Genomic DNA, 25529 nt, shown 5'->3' on the forward strand with positions numbered 1-25529 from the left:
AATTATGAAAAAAATTTTATTAATACTTTCAGCACTATTCTTTTTTTACGGATGTGACGATGATTTTTTAAATAAACTTCCTAAAGATGAATTGGTTGTAAAGAATACCTTTACTACTTATTCAAATTTTAAAACCTATGCCTGGGATTTTTATAACAGTCTACCCGGATATGATTTAAGCGTGGTTAACTCCGAATGGAATGGAGACTTGTTTCTGAGAAGCAACGACAACGGAATGTCTGATTGGATCTGGCAAAGAATAATAGTTCCTACAAAAAGCGAGAATTACGCAGGCCCATACAATCGCATCAGAAGGGTAAACTTAATGCTGGAGAATTTGGAGTCTTCTTCCCTTACAGAGAGTGAAGTTAGACACTGGAGAAGTGTAGGTTATTTTTTTCGATCCTATGAGTATTTCAATCTACTCCAAAAATATGGTGCGATCCCATGGATTGAAGAAACTCTTTCAGAAAACTCTGAGGAATTGAATGCTCCTAGAACTCCTAGAAATGAAATTGCTCAAAATATTTTAGAGAACCTTCTATATGCTGAAGAAAATATCAAGCCTGAAGGAGATGGGCCTAATACAATTGGAATACACGCAGTACGATTTCTATTATCAAGGTTTGGTTTATTTGAAGGAACCTGGAGAAAATACCATAACTTAGGTAATTCTCAAAACTACTTACAAGAAAGTGCTATAGCTTCGCAAAAATTAATTCAAGCTTTTCCTAATTTATACCCTGATTACGATAAGCTTTTTAACAGTAACTCTCTAGCCGGGGTTCCGGGCATTATACTTTATCATGAATACAACACTGGTGTTAAGACTCATTTCTTAACCTCTAGAATGCGTAATTCTGCCGGAAACTGGGACTTAACAAAAAAAGCAGCAGATAAATATTTAATGACAGATGGTGAAACTAGATGGACTAGTCCTCTTTTTTCGGGAGATCAAGATCCTTATAGTGAGTTTAGAAATCGTGATCACAGGATGTATTATACCATAACCCCACCTTTTAAGGTAAATAGCATCCCCGATGGTCAAAATACTTCAAAGTGGGAATTCACCGGTGATCCCAAAGATAGAGAGTATATAGATATTATGGCTCAGCTTTCTGATGACGAGCATAAAACATTGCCTTCGGTAAATTGGCGAGGACTAGTTGTAAGAGAAAGTCCGCATTTCAGGGATTTTAATAATGGGCAAGGCTATAACGCAGGTTTTACTGGATATAAGTTGTTTAAGTATTACAATGAACTTCTGTATATCCAAAACCAAGATATAAATGACAAACCTGTTTTTAGAATGGGGGAAGTTCTTCTGAATTATGCGGAAGCAAAATACGAGTTAGGAGAATTTGACCAAGCTATTGCCGATCAAACAATTAACAGATTAAGAGAAAGAGGCGCAGTAGCTCCTTTAACAGTGGGGTCTGAGCCTTCTGATCCTACTCGTGATCCTGAGGTTAATCCTACTCTATGGGAAATACGCCGGGAAAGAGCCGTCGAGCTGATGGGTGAAGGTTTTCGTTTTGATGACTTGAGAAGATGGAAAAAAATGAAATATACACAAGAAGAAAAACTGGGAAGATGGGTGGATAATTCAAAGTATGGAGATCGTTTGGACATTCAAAATGGTACACAAAAAGGATATGTTACTATTTTTGGCAAACCAACAGGAGAGTTTCCGAACTACTATTATCTATATCCCATCCCTTCCAACGAATTGGTACTTAATCCTGCTCTAGAGCAAAATCCTGGTTGGGGCGAATAAATAACTTATTCAAATCTAATGAGATATAAACTAAAAAAAACACTGTTCATCTGCTTACTATCATTAGCAATATATACTCAAGCTCAGGAGACGACAGGTAAAAAAAAGCCAAATTTAATACTAATAGTTGCTGACGACCTGGGATATGGAGATTTAGGTATTACAGGAAGCAAGCAAATTAAAACACCGAATATAGATCAGCTTGCAAAAACTGGTGTGTTTTTTTCTCAAGGTTATGTAACCTCACCTGTATGTGCACCTTCTCGTGCTGGTTTCTTAACAGGGGTCAACCAAGTAAAATTTGGATTTGATAACAATTTAGGTAAAAATCAACCTGGTTTTAATCCTGATTTTTTAGGGTTACCTTTAGACCAAAGAACAATTGCTGACTATCTTAAAGATTTAGGATACATAAATGGCATAATTGGAAAATGGCATTTGGGATATGAAGATCATTTCCATCCATTAAATCGAGGCTTCGATGAATTTTGGGGTTATCGCGGTGGTGGGCATGATTATTTTGTAGCTGATCCTCATGGAGAAGGTTATTTAGCTCCCATAGAATCAAATTATAAAACCACTCAAAAAATCACTTACATTACGGATGATAAGGGGGATGAATGCGTTTCTTTTATTAAAAGACATAAAGAGGAACCTTTTTTCCTTTATGCTTCCTTTAATGCTCCTCATGCTCCTATGCAAGCTACTCCAGAGGACTTAAAAAGATATAAAAACATAAAAGATCAGAAACGGAGAACTTACGCTGCGATGATTCATCGGTTGGATGTTAATATTGGTAGAATCATTAATGAACTTGCAAACCAGGATATTCGTGAAAATACATTAATAATTTTAATAAGTGATAATGGTGGGCCAGTAGGCGTTAACGCTTCTCTAAATGCTCCATATCGAGGCGCCAAAGGCACTTTGCTAGAAGGTGGGATTCGTATTCCTTTTTTAATAAATTGGCCTGGAGCAATTTCTGGAGGTAAAATTTTTAAAGAGCCAATTACATCACTAGATATTGCGCCTACTTTTATAGCCTTAGCTGGGGGCAACATAGATCATTTTGAAGGTAAAAATCTTATCCCTTATTTAAATGAAGACAAAAGAATTTTAGAAAATAGGCAATTAAAATGGCGCTTTACTGTTAATGCAGCCATTAGAGAAGGTGCCTGGAAATTAATACGCTTACCAGATAGATTGCCACAGCTCTATAACCTAGAGAAGGATATCTCTGAAAAAAATAATGTTGTCTTAGAGCATCTGGATAAAACTCAGGAATTGCTAAAAAAACTTGGAAACTGGGATCTAAACTTACCACATCCGGTTTTTTTAGAAGGTCCCAAGTGGAGAAAAAGACAAGTAGACAAATACGATTGGAATTACCAACTAACTCAACCAGAAGTTAACAAACCCTAATCCACTAATAATTAATGAGAAAAAAAAAATTGTTTTACTTTCTATCTTTTATTGTTTTTTTACAAGCTTGTAAAAATTCTATTGATAAGCAATCAAAATTCGAAACTAAACCCAACATCATCTTAATAAATGTAGATGATCTGGGCTGGAAAGATTTGGGGTATATGGGCAGCAATTACTATGAAACGCCCAACATAGATGCATTGGCTAAGGAAGGAATGATATTTAAAAATGCCTATGCCGGTGCTTCAAACTGTGCCCCGAGTAGAGCAAGTATGCTCTCTGGCTTAAACACTCCTCGTCACGGAGTGTACACGGTAAGCCCCTCCGCTCGCGGAAATGTGAAATTAAGAAAGCTTATACCTACTGAAAATACAGATTATCTTCACGACAGTATTTATACCCTACCAGAAATGCTTAAATCTGCAGGTTATATCACTGGTAGTTTTGGAAAATGGCACGTGGGAGAGGATCCAGCAAGTCAGGGAATAGATATAAACATAGCTGGGGATGGACGAGGAAACCCCGGAAGGGACGGATATTTTTCTCCTTACAACCTTAAAAATATTAAGGATGGTCCAAAAGGAGAGTATTTAACAGATAGACTTACTGAGGAAGCTATTTCCTTTATTGAAAAATATCAAGATACTTCATTTTTTTTATATCTACCTTATTACACAGTCCACACGCCACTGCAGGGAAAAGAAAATCTTATTAAAAAATTTAAGGACAAAACAGGAGCGGAAAGACAAAGTAATCCCGAGTACGCTGCCATGATATTTTCTATGGATGAAAATATAGGAAAATTACTTTCGAAAATTAAAGAATCTAATTTGAATGATAACACAATAATCATCTTTACATCTGATAATGGCGGAGTAAGAGCTATCTCCGAACAATTTCCCTTAAGAGCCGGTAAAGGTTCGTATTATGAAGGTGGAATTAAAATCCCGTTGATTATAAAATGGCCGGGGAAAATTAAACCCGGCACAAAAAATGAAAGCCGGGTTTCGCAGTTAGATTTTTATCCTACCCTACAACAAATCGCAGAACCAAAAAAAAAGAAAATGATCTTAGATGGTTATGATTTGAATGAGATGTTAAGGGATAACCAAGTAATGAAAAAAGATTTATTTTTCCATTTCCCAATTTATTTAGAAGCTTATAATCCCAAAAGAGATGATGGTAGGGATCCTATATTCAGGACTCGACCAGGTTCGGTGGTTATTTCTGAAGACTGGAAATTACACCATTATTATGAAGATGACAAATGGGAATTATATAACCTTAAAAAAGACCCTGGAGAAAGAAATAATCTTTTTTACGATAATCCACAAAAAGCAAATCTTCTTCAAAAAAAATTAGCTAATTGGCTTGAAATTACTGCAGCACCGATTCCCAACAAAAATAACCCGGAATATAATCCGGAGGTCGAAAAGCAACAATTTGAAAACATTGTAAAAAAGCATTAAATCAATTACCATGGATCGCAGAAAATATAAAAAGACCATTTCTTAAGGAGCTATAGCGCCCGCTTTTATCCCTGGCTCCCTAGATTTAGAATAGTTTTGGGGTAAGCCACAAGAGGTTATATTTAGGAGTAATTAGGAGAATTGGCCAGACATGAAATGGGTTGGTCCTGAATACTGGGGAAATAGACTACAGGATTGGCAATTAAAAGATGCTACAAAAAATCAGAGAAAAATGACGCCCTTTTAGAACATGAAATAGAAAACAGTACAACAACTTCCCCGAAAGACTGCTACATCGCTAGTATTACATTATATCTATTAAGCCCTCAGTTAACCCATTTGTATTAAAAATATTGGAATAAAAATCATTTAATAATTCTATGAAAACTAAAATTTTAAGATTAATCATCAGTAGTACCTGGGCACTGATCTTTTTTAATGCCCCCATTATTCAAGCTCAAAAAAATAAATCACAGAATGTTAATAAACCCAATGTAATTTATATCATGGCCGATGATTTAGGGGAGGGACTCCTCTCTTATTATGGTCAAAAATATTTTACCACCCCCAATATAGATAAGCTGGCAGAGCAAGGAGTTGTATTTAACAATTCCTATTCCAGTACTTTTTGCGCCCCTTCAAGGGCCACTTTTCTTACCGGATATAATGACTGCCGGGAAGATAAATATGTGCTCACTTCCGGGAAAGGGTATAAAGAATCTGCAACCGATGCAACCAAGGACGAAGCAATTCAAGAGGCAATCAATTCCGCTATTGGTAAAGAGCCAGATGTTGTGTATCTACCTCAAATTTTTAAAGAAGCAGATTATGTTACAGGGCAAATAGGCAAATTAGACTATGGTTTTCTAACCACTGCCAAACAAATGGATAATCATGGATGGGATTACCATTATGGCTACTACGATCATACCCAGGCGCACGGATTTTATCCCATGTTTTTACATGAAAATGGTAAACGAGTGGCTATTCCGGGTAACACCCACCCGGATGCCGCCAAAACCGGAGAATCTGGATCTAATGAATCTCAGGAAAGAGACCGTTGGAACTTAAATGGTAAAACGGTCTATTCACAAGACCTCTTCTTAAATAAAATGTTGAAGTTTATTAGAGATAATAAAGAGAAACCTTTCTTTTTATATCATTCAACACAACTCCCTCACGGCCCTGTAGCCATACCCGCTATTCATCCCGAGGTAGCCTTTAATGATTCACTTACCCAAATAGAAAAAGCCTACGCATCTATGGTAAAAAGATTAGACGATGACTTAGGGGTTATTTTAAATGAGCTGGAAGCCCTGGGAATCGCAAATAATACAATGATCGTATTTTCATCAGATAATGGCCATGAACTTTATTATAATTACGAAGGAAGAACAGCAAAGCCATATAAAAATATAGAAACAGGTGAACCTTTTAACAATATCAAAGATAAATTCTATAGTGAAATTGGAGGCGATATTTTTAATGGGAATAAAGGCCAGGCCGGTCTTAAACGTAGTAATTGGAATGGTGGTGTTAAAGTACCACTATTTTTTTATTGGCCTGAAAAACTAAAATCGGGTACAGAATCTCAAAAGCTTGTTGCAAACTACGATTTTATGACAACAATGGCAGATATGCTTGATGTTAAACTTAAAGAAAACAAAGATGGCGTTTCTTATCTTAATGAGTTAATGCCTGGCAATCCAGAAAAAGCTGAAGAACATAATTCTATAGCCTTTGCTTCTTTTATGGGACCCGCTTTAATTACAAAGGACGGATGGAAGCTTAGATACTTTGCTCCCAAAAAAATATTCCAATTATATTATCTCCCTGATGACTTTAAGGAAACTAAAGACCTTGCAAAACAGTATCCTGAAAAAGTAGAAGCTTTAAAAGCAGAGTTGATTCAAAAATGTGATGGAGACTTAATAAATGGTTCTATAAGCTATGGTAGGAACTTCAACTTTGTAAGATAATGCATCTACAATTCATCTTAGCCTACAAATAACTTAAAAATCAAACAATCTCACACAACCTTTAGGTTCTACAAAACATTATAAAAAAAGCATTAATCAATTACCATGGATCGCAGAAAATATATAAAGACCATTTCTTTAGGAGCTATAGCGCCCGCTTTTATCCCAGGTGCCCTAAATTTAGAAAAATTTTGGGGTAAGCCACAAGAGGTTATATTCAGAAGTAACTGGGAGAATTGGCCAGACATGAAATGGATTGGTCCTGAATACTGGGGAAATAGACTACAGGATTGGCAATTAAAAGATGCTAAAGCAATCTGTAAGGTAAAAGCAAAAAACCGTAGTCTACACCTATTAACTTTACAAAAACCTGATACCCCGGAAACATTTCAAACCCAGGTTAACATTCATTTACCTGAAGCCGGATTTCAAATGGGGAAAGGCTCTTGTATAGGAATGCGATTGGGCGCTAAAGGTCGTTTTGAAGATTACCGCTCTTCAGCAGTTTTTGGGCAGGGTGTTGATATTGGTCTTTCCGCCGCTGGTGATATTAAAGTGGGAGATACTTTAATCCCCACCTCATTAGAATCCTGGCCTAAAGAACTAAACCTGAAAATAAAAGCCTTAGCTCAAAATAATAAGTACCTTTTAGAAATTACACTTAAAGATTTAGCCACCGGCAATAAACTTTTTTCTGATAAAAGTATAAACCTGCCTTCACAATCGCTGGCAGGTAATTTTGCTCTTCTGTCCCATATTGAAAGTACAGAAAGCACTTCTGAAGACTTTGTGGCTTTTGCAGATTGGGAGATTTCTTCTGAAAAACTTCAATCAAAAAAAACTCAGTTATTTGGCCCTATTTGTTTTGCACAATATACACTTCACAATCAGAAATTAAAGCTAACGGCCCAGTGTACTCCTTTTGAAGCTATTGACGGGCATCAAGTATACCTGGAATTTTTTAAAGACGGACAATGGCAAAGGGAGCAATCTACAAAATTACCTGAAGTTGGAAGTAGTTTTAAAGCTTCCAGCCGTGCCATAAATTTTGTAGTCCCAAAATGGAAATTTAAGGAAGCTATACCTTATCGCGTAGTAGCCGAAATTCCCTTAAAAAATGAAACGATTAGATATGAATACAAAGGAACAATTGCCCAGGAGCCTAAAAAAAAAGAAGAAGTAAAAGCGGCTGTTTTTAGCTGCAATTTTGATTATGGTTTTCCCGATAATGATGTGGTAAGCAATATGGGGCTTTTAAATCCGGATATTATAATGTTTTTGGGAGATCAATTTTATGAAGGCACCGGAGGCTTTGGTGCTACCTATAACGGAAACCTGGAGGAAACCAGCCTGGATTATCTTAGAAAATGGTATATGTTTGGGTGGTCCTATCGCGAGCTATTTAGGCACAAGCCCTGTGCAATAATACCCGACGACCATGATGTTTATCACGGAAATGTTTGGGGTGAAAGTGGAAAAAATGCCGATACCAGTAAAAACTTTGGAGCTGCTGCCCAGGATTCGGGAGGTTATAAAATGCCGGCAGATTGGGTAAATATGATCCAGTTTACCCAAACCAGCCACCTTCCAGATCCATTTGATCCCACACCGGTAAAGCAAGGCATAAATGTTTATTATACACATTGGAATTATGGCGGAATTAGCTTTGCCATATTGGAAGATCGTAAATTTAAATCGGCTCCAAAAAATGTACTCCCCAAAGAAGCAAAAGTGTGGAACGGCTTTATTACCAATCCCGATTTTGATATAAAAAAGCATAAAAATATAGAAGCTAAATTACTGGGCAAACGTCAGCACAAATTTTTAGAAGATTGGGTTGAGGATTGGGAAAATGGCGCAGAAATGAAAGCTGTCTTATCTCAAACCAACTTTGCTACCGTTGCTACACTACCTAAAAATGAATTGACCGATCAGGTAGTACCATCGCTTGCTATTCCTGAAAAAGGGAAATATGTAGAAGGTGATGACTTTACGGTAGATATGGACAGTAATGGTTGGCCGGCCAACAAACGGGATGAAGCTATTACAATTATTAGAAAGGCTTTTGCCTTTCATATAGCGGGAGACCAACATTTGGGATCATTCATTCAATATGGAGTACAAAATCACGGAGATAGCGGCTATGCCTTTGCCGGGCCTGCCTTAAATAATATTTGGCCCAGAAGATTTTGGCCGCCTGTAGATTTCTCTAAACATACTTTTAAAAAGCCATCCTATACCGGCGATTTTATTGATGGTTTTGGAAATAAATTAAGTGTGCTAGCCGTTGCCAATCCGCATAAAAGCACACAAGAACCTAAAATCCTTAGTCAACGGGCAACCGGTTATGGCCTGGTTACTTTTAATAAAGAAAAAAGGACTATTAAAACTGAATGTTGGCCGCGACTTGTTAAACCAACACCCGAAAATCAAAATCCCGGATGGCCAATTACCATTTCCCAGCAAGATAATTATGCTAGAAAAGCTACAGCCTGGTTACCCGAATTGAGATTTAAAACCAACCTAAAACCGGTAATTTCAGTATTTAATGATAAAAATGAATTGATCTATTCCATTAAAATAAATACTATAAATTTTAAGCCCAAAGTTTTTGCGAAAGGAACTTATACCGTAAAAATCTTCTTTTCGAAAGAAATTAAAAGCAAAATTTTCAAAAATATGGTAGCTAAGGAAAATAATACTACTTTTAAACAAATAAATACTTACAAATCTTAAATTAGGCTAAAACTTAGCATATTAAAAAAATTAAGCATGAAATCATTAAATCCTGTCTTTTTACTGAGCTTTATTTTCCTATCAGGAAGCTTGTTTTCCCAGGTGCCGGAAGGTGTTACCCACTCAGGTCAAAATACCGGACAGAAAAAATTCCCCTTAGGTTCTTATATCGAATTAGACAACCCTACCTCTACTCCACTTCAGGAATGGAAAAAAAACAATAAAACCATAGTTGGCTGGGGAGATACCAATAAACGTTATAAAAAAGAAGAGCCTGTTTCAAAAAATACACTTTCCAAAAAAATAGAACTACAAGCCTGGAGAGGCGAGAAGGTTTCTGCACAATGGGTTGTTTCTGCCGGAAAAAAAGATCTGAATCTTTCAGTAGAACTTTCAGATTTACAACATAAATCGACAAAAAGCCGTATTTCAAAAGATAATATGGAAAGCGCATTTGTACGCTATGTTTTAACCGATGAACTTAATAAAGACAGAAAAGGAGCCTGCGGACATCGAAATCCCGCCAACTTCGATTCTACCCTTGTAGCTGATGTGATAGATCATATAAACCCTAATTTAGAAGTAGAGAAAAATACTAGCAGACCGGGGTGGCTGTCTATAAAAGTACCGGAAAATGTAAGTCCCGGTTTGTATTCCGGAACTATAAAAATACGCTCTGCATCAAAAACAATTCAAAAACTTCCAATTTCAATAAATGTAAGTGAGCGCGTGTTGCCCAAACCTAAAGATTGGAATTTTCATTTAGATCTTTGGCAGAACCCCTATGCAGTAGCGCGCTATTATCAAACCAATTTATGGAGTAAGGCACATTTTGATGCCCTTAAAAAAGAAATGACTCCTTATGCCAATGCAGGAGGTAAATCTATAACCGCCAGTATTATTGACCGTCCGTGGGATGGCCAAACCCACGATCCTTTTAATTCTATGGTGCGCTGGACCAAAAAACTGAATGGGGAATGGGAGTTTAATTTTGATGTGTTTGATAAATGGGTGGAGTTTATGATGAATCTTGGTGTAACCAAACAAATTAATGCTTATACCATGATTCCCTGGAAACTTACCTTTGCTTATTTTGATGAAGCTTCCAATAAAACCCAATATCTGGAGACCCAACCCGGTGAGGAACTGTATGAAGAAGTTTGGGTAGCCATGTTATCTTCTTTTTCAAAGCATTTAAAACAAAAAGGCTGGTTTGAAAAAACCTATATCGCGATGGACGAACGCCCTATGGAAACCATGCAGGAAACCATTAAAGTGATTCATAAAGCCGATAAAAATTTTAAAATCTCTTTTGCCGGTGCAAAACATCCTGAACTATATCCTTATGTAGATGATTATTGCCTTAGTATGGAAAGCAGTTTTGCGCCCGAAGTTTTGAAACAAAGAAAGGAATCGGGCAAAATTTCAACCTTTTATACAAGTTGCAGTCATACCTCACCTAACAGTTTTACTTTTAGCGGCCCCGCTGAAACCGAATGGTACGCCTGGTATGCATCGGCCAGTAATTTAGATGGATTCTTACGCTGGGCTTATAACAGCTGGGTATTAGAACCACTGCTAGATAGCAGGTTTACTACCTGGGCCGCCGGGGATACCTATTTTATTTACCCTGAAGGAAGAAGTTCTTTGCGATTTGAAAAACTACTGGCGGGAATTCAGTCTTTTGAAAAACTACAGATTCTTAGAGATGAGTTTAAACAGAACAACAATACAGCGGCCTTAAAGAAACTTGAAGAGATCGAATCTCAATTTACTTTACAGCATCTTGAAACGGCATCAGCTTCAGAAATTATAAAACAGGCCCGGAAAAAACTTAATTCTCTGTAAAATCATATTCCATGAAAATTAAAATTTTATTTTTAAGCCTGGCTTTATGCTTGTTTAGTGTAGTTAATGGAACTGCACAGAAGGAAAAAAGTACCGAAGTTCGTGTACTTACTTATAACATTCTTCACGGTGCCAATACCAACGGGAATTTTGATCTGGATATTATTGCCGATTTAATAAAAAAAACAAATCCAGATCTTGTTGCCCTGCAGGAAGTAGACTTTAAAACCAACAGGGTAAACAAAAGGGATATCCTTAGCGAGCTTGCCGTTAAAACAGGATTAACTCCTGTATTTATAAAAGCAATGAATTATGATGGCGGTGAATACGGGGAAGGGCTGTTGTCCCGCACTTCATTTATTAAAACCGAAAATGTAAGTCTGCCCCATGCACCTCAAAACGAACCAAAGGCGGCGGGACTTGCCACTCTGGTAACAACTACCGGAGACACCATACAGTTTATTGCCACCCATTTTGACCATTTGGAAGAAGGTAAAGACAGGCTAAAACAAGCCCGGGCCATCCATAAGCTAACCGATAAACTGGAGTACCCAGCAGTACTCGCAGGCGATTTGAACGACATACCTGGAAGCCCAACCATAAATTTATTGGAAGAAAATTGGCAGGCCTCTTACGATAAAAAAAGTGCTGTCCCCACCTATCCTTCAAACAAGCCAAATATAAAAATTGATTATGTTATGTTTTACCCAAAACATCACTGGGAACTTGTTGAAACCAAAGTAATTCAGGATAGTATTGCATCCGATCATAATGCGGTATTAAGCGTTTTAAAGCTGCTAAAACCCTAATTATATATAAAGCCGAATCGATTTTTTTAATATTTAAATTCCAATTTCATTTAATTGGTAACCATTAAATCCTAAAATCCCAAATATGAAGCTACTTCGTAAAGCCGGTATTCTGCCTCTTATAATTCTTAGCTTTTTTTCCTGTGCCAACAAGCAAGAAAAAGAGAGCGATAAAGAAAATAAAGACACTAAACCCAATATTATTTATATCCTGGCAGATGATCTTGGTTATGGCGAATTAGGGATCTATGGACAGGAAAAAATTGAAACCCCAAACATAGATGCCCTGGCTAAAAACGGGATGATGTTTACCCAACATTATACCAGCGCACCGGTTTGTGCCCCTGCACGCTATATGTTACTTACAGGAAAACATTCGGGAAATGCTTATATACGTGGAAATGATGAATGGAGGGAGCGTGGTAAAGTCTGGGATTATAGAGCGGTGATCCAGGACTCTACCCTGGAAGGCCAACGCCCAGTTCCGGAGAATACTGTTTTGTTTCCCAAATTACTGCAAAAAGAAGGCTACCGCACCGGAATAGCAGGGAAATGGGGATTAGGTGCTCCACACACAAATTCTATCCCCACAAAAATGGGCTTTGATTTTTTCTACGGATATAACGACCAGCGCCAGGCGCATACCTACTACCCGGTTCACCTGTACAAAAATGAAAACCGCGTTCACCTAAATAACGATACCATTGCACCCAATACTAAACTGCCGGTGGGAGCCAATCCACTAGATCCAAATAGTTATAAAAACTACAGTCTAAATGAGTATACCCCGGATTTAATATATGATGCTATGAGTAGTTTTATTAGTGAAAATAAAGACAAACCTTTCTTTTTCTATTGGGCTACACCCATCCCCCACGCTCCCCTTCAGGCACCCAAACGCTGGGTAGATTATTATGTTGAAAAATTTGGGGATGAAAAACCATATCTTGGAGAGAAAGGGTATTTCCCGGTTCGTTATCCGCGTGCCACCTATGCGGCTATGGTTTCTTATTTAGATGAAAATGTTGGTAAACTAGTAGACCAATTAAAAGAAGAAGGTATTTACGAAAACACAATGATCATTTTCACTTCCGATAATGGTCCCACTTTTAATGGCGGCTCAGACTCTCCCTGGTTTAACAGTGCCAAACCTTTTAAAAGCAAATACGGCTACGGAAAAGGTTTTGTTAATGAAGGAGGTATTCGTGTACCTATGATAGCTTCCTGGCCAGGACATATTAAACCGGGAACAAAAACAGATCATATTTCAGCTCAATATGATGTACTGGCTACCCTTGCAGATCTCACCGGTTTCCCTAAACCAAAGGATACAGATGGTATTAGTTTTCTACCTACACTGCTGGGAGAAAAAGATCTACAGGAAGAACACGAATTTCTGTTTTGGGAATTTCCTGAATATGGCGGGCAAGTTGCGATACGAATAAATGATTGGAAGGTGATTAGAAAAAACCTCAATAACAATGAAGAACCTAGCCTGGAGCTATATAATTTAGAGGAAGATCCTGCTGAAACCACTAACCTGGCTGACCTCCATCCTGAAATTATACAAAAAGCAGCCGATATTTTTAAAGAAGCACACCAAAATGCCGAAGTAGAACGGTTTCGGATTCCGGCCATCGAAAACGGATTACTTTCGGAGTAAACTACCTCGGGGTATTACAGCCTTTGGCCGTGCCAATTAAAATGTGAGAGATCTACATTATGATCTCTCACATTTTTTACACTATAATCATCAGGTGTAATTTTATAAGAAATTACTTTCAATATAAATAATTAAAGCTTTCAAAAAATCTATCATTTTAAAGCTTTAAACACTGTTATCTTCAAAATCAAAAGCTAAATATCTTCAAATCTGAATATAACTACTTTGCATATTCAAAGCTTGAAATCACATTCCCAAAAGTACGATACCAACAAAATTAAGTGCTTAAAACACTACCAATGATTATTTAATTCAAGATACCTTAATGTTAAAAAACAACATATTTTAAGTTAACTTTTGGATAAGTAAATAAAACGTATAAAATTGCAAACCATATGAAAGTTAAAATTTTCATTTTATCAATTAATCATTAAATAATAACTAAAAACGTTTATGAAAAAAACACTTTTAGCATTCATTGTAATGTTTTTGCCTTACATAATGCTGGGGCAGGAAACAATTGAAATTACAGGGACTGTTTCAGAAAAAGGCATGACGCTTCCCGGCGTTAACATTGTAGAAAAAGGGACCAATAATGGTACTATGACAGATTTTGACGGAAACTATACCATTAATGCACCCAGTGATGCCGTATTAGTAGTTAGTTATATGGGCTATGCTACAAAAGAAGTGCAAGTGAATGGACAATCTAAGCTAGACATTGTTTTAGAGCAGGATGCCGCTGCTTTAGATGAAGTGGTGGTTGTTGGGTACGGTGCCCAGAAAAGAGAAAGTTTAACAGGTGCTTTACAAACTGTTGAAGGTGACGATTTAAGAGATGTTACCACTCCTTCAGTTGAAAATATGCTTAACGGAAAAGCTCCAGGGGTATTTGTAGCTCCCGGATCAGGAAAACCAGGAGCCAAGGGTGGCGTTGTAATTAGAGGTCAGGCTACCTTAAGCGGAACTACAAGCCCGTTGTGGGTTATTGATGGTGTAATTGTTGGCTCAGGACCGGGGGAATTAAATCCGGACGACATTGAGACCATGACGATTTTAAAAGATGCCGCTTCTACCTCTATTTATGGTTCTCAAGGAGCCAACGGAGTTATTGTGGTAACTACTAAAAATGCAAAACCGGGGGAAACTACTATTAGTTTTTCTTCAAAAACAGGTATCAACGAGCTTAATAACGGCAACCTGGAAATGATGAACGGGGCTGAACTTTATGACTATTATGCTTCGTTTACCAATGCCGACGAAATCTCGTTTCCGCGTTGGAATTCTGATTTAAGAAATAGTAATTTCGACTGGTGGGATGTAGCTACCCGAAGTGGCTTTACCCAAAATTACAATGTTTCTATACAAGGTGGTAGTGAAACCCTAAGATCCTATGCTTCAGTGGGGCTATATGATGAGCAGGGAGCCGTAAAAGGTTTTGATTATACCCGATATAATTTTCGCTTTAAAACAGAATATAGACCAACAGAGTGGTTAAAAATAAAACCATCTATAAACGGTTCGCTTCGCGATGTTGAAGACAGGCAATATTCTACCACGGCCATGTATTCTAATTTACCCTGGGATAGCCCGTATGATGAGGATGGTAACCTTGTACCACATCGTTCCAGTAGTTGGGTAAACAGTGCCAGCACCAATTACCTATATGACCTTCAATGGAACCACTCTTCCAATAAAAACTATGAGTTTATGGGGAATTTGGATTTTGACATAGAGCTAACCGACTGGCTTACATTTTCTTCGGTAAACAACATTAGATATAATCACTATAAAGCGAAAAGCTATGTGGACCCACGTTCCAGTGCCGGTGAAAGTGTAAATGGTAGAATAACCGATTACCGATCTGAATACACACGTCAATATACCAACCAAATATTACGATTCAATAAAAACTGGGGGAAACATGATTTTAATGGAATCCTAGCTTATGAATATAACGACTATCGTGGTGAAACTTTAGATGCGTACGGTACCGGTTTTATTCCGGGATTTGAAGTACTTGATGTAGTAGCTAAACCTGAACGTACAAAAGGTGGTATTAGTGAATGGGCTGTACAATCGGTACTTTTCAATGCTAATTATGATTATGATAATAAATACCTGGGGCAGGTTTCTTTCCGTAGGGATGGTGCCTCAAACTTTGGTGATAATGCCAAGTATGGGAACTTTTTCTCACTTAGTGGTGGGTGGAATATCCATAACGAAAACTGGTTTAAAACCGATTGGGTAAATGCTCTAAAACTACGTGCATCATACGGTTCGGTAGGAAATCGTCCAAGCTCCCTATACCCACAATATGACCTTTATGGCGTTTCAAGTGGTGCAAGCTACAATGGTGATCCTGGTGCTTTAATTAGCCAAATAGGAAATAAAGACCTGACCTGGGAGGAAACATTCACCACCGGTGTTGGAATTGATGCATCTTTATTTGACAATCGTGCAAGGCTTACTTTTGATTATTACGAAAAAAATACCGAAAACATTTTGTACAGGGTTCCAATTAGTGGTTTAACGGGCGTAACCAGCATCTGGCAGAATATAGGTGAAATGCAAAATAAAGGAATTGAACTTGCCATTGGCGGAGATATTATTCGTAACCAGGACCTTACCTGGAGTGTAGATGTTAACTTAGGACATAATGTAAATAAATTAACCAAACTTTACAAAACCAAAGATGCTAGTGGTAATTATGCGGTTAGACCTATCATTATTAATGATAACATTGGCATTTCTGGTTCAGCCCAACGAATATTAGAGCCTGGTAGGCCCGTAGACACTTATTATTTAAAGGAATGGGCCGGAGTAAATCCTAAAAATGGTTTACCTATGTGGTATATAGTAGATAGGGACAGCGATGGGAATGAAATCTCAAGAACCACCACCTCTAATTACTCGGAAGCTACATTCGAAAAAACAGGAAGAAAAATATCCCCAGACATCTTTGGAGGGTTTTCTACAGCTGTATCTTATAAACAATTTGATTTAAGTGCAATGTTTGGGTATTCAATAGGAGGTGAAATTTATAACTATTCTAGAATGGAGTATGACTCAGACGGAACCTATACAGATCGTAACCAAATGAAATTACAACCAGGTTGGAGTCGCTGGGAAAAACCCGGTGATATCGCTACCCACCCCGTAGCTAGATATGACAACCAGGATAAAGGAAATGCTACTTCTACCCGTTACCTGGAAAAAAGTGATTTCCTAAAACTACGTTCGTTAACGCTGGGATACAATTTTGATCTAAGCAAATATAATATTGACAACCTGCGACTTTCGCTAGCTGGTGAAAACCTATTTGTAATTACCGACTATTCTGGGGTTGATCCAGAAATTCCAATCAGAGAAAATGACGGAGCCATTTTAGGCTCTACGGGGCCTGGAGTGTATCCAGCAACACGTAAATTTATGCTTGGACTTAATGTGAAATTTTAAAAAGAAACACTATGAAAAAAATAATTATAGCACTTTTCGCTACAGTGGCTCTTTCAGCTTGTGAAATTGATCGATTACCACATGGAAGCATGGATTCTGATAGTATTGTTGAAGATCCAGATGCCTCCCAAAGATCATTACTAAATGGAATGTATGCCCAATTAAAGGCCTGGTCCGATCCTATGCATAGAATGGGAGAATATGCCGGGGATAATATGATGATTCGCGGTTCATCTACAGATGCTTTCTACGAATTTATTTCTTACGCAAGAACTCCGAATAATGGTCGTTTGAACCAGTTCTGGAATTCAGGCTATAAAGCCATCGCACAATCATCAAATATTATTAAGATGATTGCTGAAGGTGAAAACGAAGAGATTGACAACAATCTGGGAGAGGCATATTATGTAAGAGGAATGATGTATTTCTACCTTACACGTGCATTTGGCCGACCTTACTATCAAAATCCGGAATCAAACCTGGGAGTACCTATTGTAAATGGCACGCCTGATGATGTTATTAACCTGGAACTTCCAGATAGGGCCACCGTAGCAGAAAGTTACCAACAAGCCATAGACGATTTAAAGAAAGCTGAAGAATTACTCACTTTAGAAAATGAGCCAATTTACGCAACAAAAGAAGCAGCTCAGGCTATGTTGTCCCGTATTTACCTTTATATGAGCGGAACCTATGAATCGCCAAATACAGAGTATGCCCAACTTGCAGTAGAGTACTCGAATAAAGTGATAAACTCGGGCAAATTTTCTTTGTTACCAAGAGAGCAATTTATGGAATACAATACTTTTGTTCCGGAAGATAATGCAGAGACTATTTTCGCTGTAAAACGTGTAGCCTCAGAATTTTCAGGATTCGACCACTATTATGGTGTTGGAGGTATGTATGCCAATATTGGCGGTATGGGCTGGGGAGAAATGTATGCCAGTGCCGAGTATATAAGCCTTTTAAACGAAACCGGTCGTAACGACTGGCGTCCAGGTAGTTACAACATGGTAGACGCCCGTGCTGCATTTATTAAGCCTACTTATTCCCAGGATTCTGAAACAGGAGAGTACACCGAGGTATTTCGTTTTATCAAAAAAGATGGGGATAAATTAAACTATGTACAGGCAGACATCAGCCGTAATGGAAATACCATAACTGCTTCTGAAGGAGATGAAACCTACACCTTATCTGCTGTAGATGCCAGTCAGGAGATTTATTCTATTCAGTATAAAGATGGAAAAACCTATACCGGGGTTATAGATAATTATATTAGCCTCAATAGGGCATACCCACAGTTCTATATTACAAAAGCCTCCCTTGAAGGAGAAGAGTCACACTTGCACTCCCCTGTAATTAGTCGTTTGGGCGAAATCTATTTAAATCGCGCAGAAGCCTATGCTAAACTAGGTAATTATAGCGCTGCACTGGAAGATTTAAACACTATAAGAGAGCGTTCTATTGTAGATGGTGGTTACGATAATTTAGATGCCACTAATGCCAGTGCCCTTATTGATAAGGAGCGCCAGTTAGAACTTGCTTATCAGGCAGAAAGAAGTTATGATGTATTCCGTAATGGAAAAGAACTTACCCGTGAATACCCGGGACCTCACAAGCAGTTTGAGAATATACCCGCTACAGATTTCCGTGTAGTATATTATATCCCTCAAGATGCTATTAACTCTTACCCTGGAACCTTAACTCAAAATCCTACGCAATAATTAAACAATAATTATAAGCGAGTATTTTAACAGGCTGTCTGAAAAGGTTTTAAAACCGTCATCTTGAATTTATTTCAAGATCTAACGTGTTGGTAATTAAAAACATGTTAGAAGCTGAAACAAGTTCAGCTTGACGAGAATAGACTTTTCAGACAGCCTGTTTTTTTTATAAATTTCTTAAACAGAAGACTTCCAGCCCCTACTCTACCCCCCATCTATATTTCCGATACGCTAAATCTTCTAAAAGCCATAAAATAAAGCTTCTTAATATTTTACAAATAACGCAACATTTTAAATTAAAATTACTTCAAAACACATCTCAAAACATAATTTCTATATCAACTTTTTATCAAAAATAGCATTCCTAAAAAGATAAATGTATTAATTACATTTTTATAATATAATTTTTGGATAAGTAAGTAAAACGTTTGAAATTGCAAACTTTACGAAAATTTAAACTTTCGTTATAACAATTTATTATTCATTAACAACTAATTAATTATAACTATTTTATGAAAAAAGTATTATTAACCTTCATTGTTTTACTTTTTCCTTTCATAATGTTAGGACAGGAAACAATTGAGATTACGGGAACTGTTTCTGATAAAAACATGACACTTCCCGGGGTTAACATTGTAGAAAAAGGCACCAATAACGGCACCATGACAGATTTTGATGGAAACTACAGTATTAGCGCTCCCAAGGACGCGATTTTGGTAGTTAGCTATATGGGCTATGCCACCAAGGAAATACCGGTGAGTGGCCAAACTACTATAGATATTGTTTTAGAACAGGATGCCGCTACGCTAGATGAGGTAGTTGTTGTTGGCTTTGGAACCCAGAAAAAAGTAAACCTAACGGGATCTGTAGCTTCTGTAGACGGGGACATGCTGGAAGATAGACCTATGACCAGTGTTTCTGCCGGTCTTTCCGGTTTGCTACCGGGTGTGTCTGTAAATCAATCATCAGGAATGCCGGGTAACGACGGAGGTACCATTAGGATTCGCGGAACAGGTACCCTGAACGAAGCCTCTCCCATGGTTTTAATAGACGGAGTGGAAGGATCATTAAACGATGTACAGGCCAACGATATAGCCAATATTTCTGTACTTAAAGATGCAGCCTCAGCCGCAATTTATGGTTCTAAAGCTGCAAATGGGGTAATTCTTATTACCACCAAAACGGGTAAAACAGGAGAACCTTCTGTACGATTAACAAACAATATAGGCTGGCAAACCCCCACAAGATTACCAGATTACCTGGGATCTTATGATTATGCCCTACTATACAACGAAGCCCTGGCCAATAGTGGAAAAGCTCCCAAATTTGATGACAATGATTTAGAATTATTTCAAAATGGCAGTGATCCTTATGGTCATCCTAATACAGATTGGCAAGACTTATTGTACCAGGGATCAGGTTTTGTAAGCACCAATAACCTGGGAATTTCAGGCGGTACAGAATACACAAAGTATAGGGCATCTCTTAACTACCAAAAACAAGATGGTATTATTAAACACACCGGCAAAAACGAATACAATGCAAGGTTAAACCTTACGGTAACGCCTAAAAAATGGTTAACCACCAATATGAACCTTTCCTATACACAAATGGATCGTGAGTCTCCTAACAATGCTTATGTGGGTAATGGTATAGACCAGATAATAAGGCAGGTAAATAGAATTGCACCCTGGATACCATATAAAAATGAAGATGGTACTTACGGGACAATTTCAGATGGAAACCCTATTGCCTGGTTAGATATGGGACCACAAATTAATTACAATCGAAAAACATTTGTGGGAATAGGTTCTGTACAGGCCGATATTTTTGAAGGTTTTAATGTAAAAGCCCTTATCTCTCATAGAAACGTAGAAGAGGACAATTCAGAAATGAACAAAGAAATCCAATACAATGAGAATAAATACCACGGACCTACAAAGCTTACCGAAGACCTTAGAACAACCACCCGAAATACTATTGATTTAACGGCTAATTACAATAATAGTTTTAATGATGTTCATAACCTGGGAGTTTTAGCCGGTTATCATGCCGAATCTTATGATTTTAAAGAAACCACTGCGTACCGTGAAAATTTCCCTAGCACCGAACTTCCTAATTTAGATGCAGGATCATCTAACGGTATGCAAAACACAGGATATACAAGGGAATTAAATATGGTATCCTGGTTTGGACGTGTAAATTATGACTATTTGGGTCGTTATTTATTTGAAGCCAACCTAAGGGCTGACGCTTCATCTCGTTTTGCTGAAGACAACAGAGTTGGGGTCTTTCCATCTTTTTCTGCAGGGTGGAGAATTTCTGATGAAAACTTCTTTGAAGGGTTTAGAGAAACTGTGAGCAATTTAAAACTTAGAGCTTCTTGGGGACAGCTTGGTAACCAGGATGCACTTGATGACTACTACCCAACAGTTCCAACACTGGGTCTTGGAATAGACTACCCTTTTAATAGTGAAATTACTTCGGGTGCTGCTATCTCTAATGCAAAAAATGCAGCATTAATTTGGGAAAAAACAACTAGTTATGGTATTGGTCTAGATGCCAGATTATTTCGCAAATTAAACCTAACAATAGATGCCTATAAAAAGCTTACCGAAGGTATTATTATGAAGGTACCAGCTCCAAACGAGTTTGCGCTAAATAATTTTTATGATAACGTTGGTGAGCTAGAAAATAAAGGTATTGAAGTAAGCCTCGATTACTCAACACGTTTTGGGGAAGTAGATTTTGGTTTTGGCGGAAATGTAGCATATAATCAAAATGAGTTAATAAAACTAGCGGGAACAAATAACATTATTGATGGTCGCCAAATTCGTAGAATAGGGGAATCTCTTGACTCCTGGTATGGCTATAAAACAGATGGATTACACCAATCCCAGGCCGATATTGATGCATACCCTATAAATACACTCTACCCGGGACAAATTCAACCCGGTGACCTACGTTATGTTGATGCTACCGGCGATGGAAAGGTAGATGCTAACGATCGTGTACTACTGGGTAACTCTACCCCTAATCTAAACTTTGGAGCCAATTTGAGTTTAGCCTATAAAAACTTTGATTTATTGGCCATCTTTCAGGGAGCAACCGGTGGGTACGGGTACATGGATTTTGATGCTATTGGCGCCCTTAACGGTGATGGACAAAAACCGTCTTCAATTTGGTTGGATAGATGGACCCCAAATAACACAAATACAGATGTACCTCGATTAATAGATGGTATTAATGGTCCAAGTATGCCGCAAAATTCAACCACAAGTTATTGGCTACAGAGTACAGATTATTTAAGAATGAAGAACCTGCAACTTGGATATAACCTTCAGGATGACCTATTGGAAAACTGGAACATCTCCAAGCTAAGAATTTACTACACCGCACAGAATTTATTTACGATTACAAATTATCTAGATGGATGGGACCCAGAAGCTCCTTCAGGACGAGGTAGTAGCTATCCCGTTGTTATGACCAATTCTATCGGAATTAATTTAACTTTTTAATTTATTACAAGATGAAAAAATTAATATACTTAATAGGAATCGTTTTTGCATTTAGCGCTTGTGAAGACTCCTTCCTGGATACAGCCCCCGATGATGCGCTTTCCCCTTCTACTTTTTGGAAAAGCAAACAGGATTTAGACTTGGCTCTTACAGGTATTTATAACGAATTTCAAAGTGGTAGCTCTATTATGTACCGGGATGCAGGTTCTGATAATGCTTATAATAATTTCCCCTGGGAAGGATGGAACAAAATAGGAAACGGAAAAAATTCACCGGCAGATCCCGGCGCATCATACTATAACTTTACAACAATTAATAGATGTAATGAATTCCTTGCCAATGCCGATAACGCCACAGAGGTATCGGAAGAGGTTAGAGATATTTACAAGGCCCAGACACGATTTATACGCGCCTATAAATACTATGTGCTTACCACAAATTATGGTGATGTTCCACTTATAACGCAAAATTTTGCTTCCCCCGAAGAAGCTAAAGTTCCAAGGAACCCACAAGCAGAAATACGTGAATTTATTGAAGACGAATTAAATTCTGTAATAGATGTTCTGCCGGAATCTTATTCGGAAGCAGAATTCGGAAAAGCTACAAAAGGAGCAGCACAGGCATTACTTATGCGTTACTACCTTTATTTTAAAGACTATGAAAAGGCCTTGGCAACCGCAAACAGTATAGGCGGTTATTCATTACACCCCAGCTTTACAGGTTTATTTGATCCGTCCAACGAAAAAAACAACGAAGTAATTTTATCAGTACAACATACCCCTAACACCTATTCAATTAATTTCACCCCGTTTTTACCAAATGGTATAGGGGGTTGGTCTTCAGTAGTGCCTACACAATCTTTAGTTGATGCTTTTGAAATGGCTGATGGTAAAACCATAGAGGAAGCGCAAAGTGCCGGGGAGTACGATCCAACTAACCCATATAAAAATCGCGACCCAAGATTAAGGGCCTCTATAGTTTACCCGGGGCAGGTTTTTGCCGGTAAAGTTTACCGATCGGTTGAAGAAAACGATGCCGATTATTACAATACTGCAGACAATGCCTCTAAAACGGGATATAATTTCAAAAAATACACAAGTTTTATGGATTCAGACCCAGGCTCTCCATACTGGAACATGGGCAATGACATCTATATTTTTAGATATGCAGAGGTACTTTTAACAATTGCCGAAGCCAAAGTAGAATTAGGGCAAATAGACAATGAATTGTATGAAGCACTCGATGCTGTTAGGTTAAGAGCAGGAATGCCGGCCGTAGATAGAGATAAATATGCAGATCAGGAAAGTCTTAGAAAGCTTGTTCGAAATGAAAGAAGAGTCGAGTTTGCTATGGAAGGTCTTCGCAGAGACGATATTATACGCTGGAACATTGCCAGCGATGTTTTAAATGGAGAACTAAAAGGTGTAAAAAGAGGTAAAGTTCTTGAAACTACCTTGCCAAATGGAGATTATAATGTTTCCCTAAGCTTGCCGGAAAACTTAATTGAAAGCCGCCAATTTGAAGCGCCTAAAAACAATCTCCTGCCAATTCCGCAAAATGCAATTGACAAGAATCCAAATTTAACACCAAACAACCCAGGGTATTAACCGCTTGGGCAGAGAAAAATCTGGAATCATAAAATCTCGATTATCGAGTAATTAAATTAAAATAAGGCTGCTTGAAAAATCTTTAAATACAACAATAGACTTTTCAAGCAGCCTTATTCAAAAAAAGATCAAATGAAAATTAATAGTTACAAATTAGCATTTTTAATTAGCTGTATAAGCTTAGTCTTAAGCTCCTGTAGCGAACATAAAGAAAACCCCGATTTCACTTATCGAATTCCTATAGGCGAAAACTCCTGGATTTCTAAAGATCAGGCAGAAGACAGGAAAATAATTAAGAAAGAAGGTATCTCTAATTGGGACGGAAGTAAACCTGTTGAAAGTTATTTTAGAAGCAATAAATCTGGCGTTCTAAAACTTGGCCTCAAGCTAAAAGCAGACTCAGAAAACATTACATTAAAGGTGAGTGTGGCAGGAAAGTCGAAGGAGCTAGAAGTAAAAAACAAAGAGTTTCAGGATGTTTATGTTGGCGAATTTAAGCTTGAAGAACCGGGGTATCAACAAGTACTTATTGAAGTTGTAGAGCCCGGATCAAATAATTCATTGAGCATTAAAGATTTACTATTGGCCGGGCCTGTTACCGATACTGAAGTGAATTATGTAGAAGATAATTTTCATTTTGGTCGTCGCGGACCTTCGGTACATTTGCGCTACCCTATCCCGGAAGAAAGCAAAAAACCAACCTATTTTTACAATGAAATTGTAGTTCCCGAAGGCGAGGATGTAGTAGGTTCTTATTATATGGCCAACGGATTCTCACATGGTTATTTTGGAATCCAGGTAAATTCAGAAGAGGAACGTAGAATCCTGTTTTCGGTTTGGAGCCCTTATGAAACCCAGGATCCTGCAGAAATTCCGGAAGACCAGAAAATTATCCTGCTAAATAAAGGAGAGGATGTTTATACCGGTGAATTTGGTAATGAAGGTTCTGGGGGACAGAGCTATAAAAAATTTATGTGGAAAACCAATACTACTTATAAGTTTTTACTTAAAGGAGAGCCAGCAGGGCCCAACCATACCGATTATACCGCCTACTTCTATGCGCCTGAAAATGGAGCATGGGAGATTATTGCCAGTTTTAGAAGGCCAAAATCCAGCAATTACCTGGGTAGCCTCTATTCTTTCCTGGAAAATTTTGTTCCGGCAACAGGAGATATTTCGCGTAAAGCACATTATAAAAATCAATGGCTCTACGATGAGGAACAGGGTTGGATAGAACTCTCTAATGCTATTTTTACAGCAGACGCTACGGCTAATCAAAAGCATAGAATTGATTATGCCGGTGGTGAAGTTGAAGGAGGCTATTATCTTGAAAATTGTGGTTTTTTCAATGATTATACCGAAGTTAACTCTAAGTTTAGTAGGAAACCAAACGAAAACGAGCCTGAAGTTGACCTCAAAGAACTTGAAAGTAAATTTCAAAAATAAATTACCAGAAGCCTGCCTCACAGTCCCTATAACTATCGGGATAAATCTTAATTATCGAGTAAGCGTCTATAA

At 37.8% G+C, this 25529-nt stretch carries 13 protein-coding genes; all 13 read left to right on the top strand.

Features of this window, described 5'->3' with window-relative positions:
* Window positions 1-4: 4 nt before the first annotated feature.
* The 13 genes from I6U50_RS12370 to I6U50_RS12430 all read left to right on the top strand — a co-directional run bounded on the left by I6U50_RS12370 (window position 5) and on the right by I6U50_RS12430 (window position 25457).
* On the top strand, window positions 5-1777 hold the full coding sequence (locus I6U50_RS12370) for a RagB/SusD family nutrient uptake outer membrane protein (protein ID WP_198639053.1): 1773 nt from the start codon (window positions 5-7) through the stop codon (window positions 1775-1777).
* An 18-nt stretch (window positions 1778-1795) separates the two neighbouring features.
* Entirely contained in the window at window positions 1796-3199 is a 1404-nt protein-coding gene (locus tag I6U50_RS12375; protein WP_198639054.1) for a sulfatase-like hydrolase/transferase, read from the top strand.
* Window positions 3200-3213: 14 nt separating this feature from the next.
* Window positions 3214-4671, top strand: a complete 1458-nt coding sequence (locus tag I6U50_RS12380) for a sulfatase (protein WP_198639055.1) — start codon at window positions 3214-3216, stop codon at window positions 4669-4671.
* Window positions 4672-5051: 380 nt separating this feature from the next.
* Complete coding sequence (locus I6U50_RS12385) at window positions 5052-6650, top strand: arylsulfatase (RefSeq protein ID WP_198639056.1); 1599 nt, start codon at window positions 5052-5054, stop codon at window positions 6648-6650.
* Between the two features lie 105 nt (window positions 6651-6755).
* On the top strand, window positions 6756-9386 hold the full coding sequence (locus I6U50_RS12390; protein ID WP_198639057.1) for an alkaline phosphatase D family protein: 2631 nt from the start codon (window positions 6756-6758) through the stop codon (window positions 9384-9386).
* 36 nt (window positions 9387-9422) lie between these two features.
* Window positions 9423-11234 carry a DUF4091 domain-containing protein gene (locus tag I6U50_RS12395; protein ID WP_198639058.1) on the top strand — a complete coding sequence of 604 codons (1812 nt, stop codon included), beginning with the start codon at window positions 9423-9425 and terminating at the stop codon, window positions 11232-11234.
* An 11-nt stretch (window positions 11235-11245) separates the two neighbouring features.
* Window positions 11246-12043 carry an endonuclease/exonuclease/phosphatase family protein gene (locus I6U50_RS12400; protein WP_198639059.1) on the top strand — a complete coding sequence of 266 codons (798 nt, stop codon included), beginning with the start codon at window positions 11246-11248 and terminating at the stop codon, window positions 12041-12043.
* Between the two features lie 85 nt (window positions 12044-12128).
* Window positions 12129-13706, top strand: coding sequence for an arylsulfatase (locus I6U50_RS12405; RefSeq protein ID WP_198639060.1), 1578 nt, complete (start codon window positions 12129-12131; stop codon window positions 13704-13706).
* Window positions 13707-14159: 453 nt separating this feature from the next.
* Window positions 14160-17165, top strand: a complete 3006-nt coding sequence (locus I6U50_RS12410; RefSeq protein WP_198639061.1) for a SusC/RagA family TonB-linked outer membrane protein — start codon at window positions 14160-14162, stop codon at window positions 17163-17165.
* A gap of 11 nt (window positions 17166-17176) precedes the next feature.
* A complete protein-coding gene (locus I6U50_RS12415) occupies window positions 17177-18886 on the top strand; it encodes a RagB/SusD family nutrient uptake outer membrane protein (RefSeq protein WP_198639062.1) in 1710 nt (569 codons plus the stop codon).
* Between the two features lie 512 nt (window positions 18887-19398).
* On the top strand, window positions 19399-22404 hold the full coding sequence (locus I6U50_RS12420) for a SusC/RagA family TonB-linked outer membrane protein (protein ID WP_198639063.1): 3006 nt from the start codon (window positions 19399-19401) through the stop codon (window positions 22402-22404).
* Window positions 22405-22415: 11 nt separating this feature from the next.
* Complete coding sequence (locus I6U50_RS12425) at window positions 22416-24011, top strand: RagB/SusD family nutrient uptake outer membrane protein (protein ID WP_198639064.1); 1596 nt, start codon at window positions 22416-22418, stop codon at window positions 24009-24011.
* A gap of 132 nt (window positions 24012-24143) precedes the next feature.
* On the top strand, window positions 24144-25457 hold the full coding sequence (locus tag I6U50_RS12430; protein WP_198639065.1) for a DUF3472 domain-containing protein: 1314 nt from the start codon (window positions 24144-24146) through the stop codon (window positions 25455-25457).
* The last annotated feature ends 72 nt before the right edge of the window (window positions 25458-25529 follow it).

Origin of the sequence: Salegentibacter maritimus (assembly GCF_016236975.1) — a bacterium.
In the GTDB taxonomy this organism is placed as follows: domain Bacteria; phylum Bacteroidota; class Bacteroidia; order Flavobacteriales; family Flavobacteriaceae; genus Salegentibacter; species Salegentibacter maritimus.

Excerpts from the sequence above, each read along its gene's own strand:
- I6U50_RS12375 (WP_198639054.1), top strand. The coding sequence starts at position 1,796 with ATGAGATATAAACTAAAAAAAACACTGTTCATCTGCTTACTATCATTA.
- I6U50_RS12380 (WP_198639055.1), top strand. The coding sequence starts at position 3,214 with ATGAGAAAAAAAAAATTGTTTTACTTTCTATCTTTTATTGTTTTTTTA.
- I6U50_RS12405 (WP_198639060.1), top strand. The coding sequence starts at position 12,129 with ATGAAGCTACTTCGTAAAGCCGGTATTCTGCCTCTTATAATTCTTAGC.
- I6U50_RS12415 (WP_198639062.1), top strand. The coding sequence starts at position 17,177 with ATGAAAAAAATAATTATAGCACTTTTCGCTACAGTGGCTCTTTCAGCT.
- I6U50_RS12395 (WP_198639058.1), top strand. The coding sequence starts at position 9,423 with ATGAAATCATTAAATCCTGTCTTTTTACTGAGCTTTATTTTCCTATCA.
- I6U50_RS12425 (WP_198639064.1), top strand. The coding sequence starts at position 22,416 with ATGAAAAAATTAATATACTTAATAGGAATCGTTTTTGCATTTAGCGCT.
- I6U50_RS12420 (WP_198639063.1), top strand. The coding sequence starts at position 19,399 with ATGAAAAAAGTATTATTAACCTTCATTGTTTTACTTTTTCCTTTCATA.
- I6U50_RS12385 (WP_198639056.1), top strand. The coding sequence starts at position 5,052 with ATGAAAACTAAAATTTTAAGATTAATCATCAGTAGTACCTGGGCACTG.
- I6U50_RS12410 (WP_198639061.1), top strand. The coding sequence starts at position 14,160 with ATGAAAAAAACACTTTTAGCATTCATTGTAATGTTTTTGCCTTACATA.
- I6U50_RS12400 (WP_198639059.1), top strand. The coding sequence starts at position 11,246 with ATGAAAATTAAAATTTTATTTTTAAGCCTGGCTTTATGCTTGTTTAGT.
- I6U50_RS12390 (WP_198639057.1), top strand. The coding sequence starts at position 6,756 with ATGGATCGCAGAAAATATATAAAGACCATTTCTTTAGGAGCTATAGCG.
- I6U50_RS12430 (WP_198639065.1), top strand. The coding sequence starts at position 24,144 with ATGAAAATTAATAGTTACAAATTAGCATTTTTAATTAGCTGTATAAGC.
- I6U50_RS12370 (WP_198639053.1), top strand. The coding sequence starts at position 5 with ATGAAAAAAATTTTATTAATACTTTCAGCACTATTCTTTTTTTACGGA.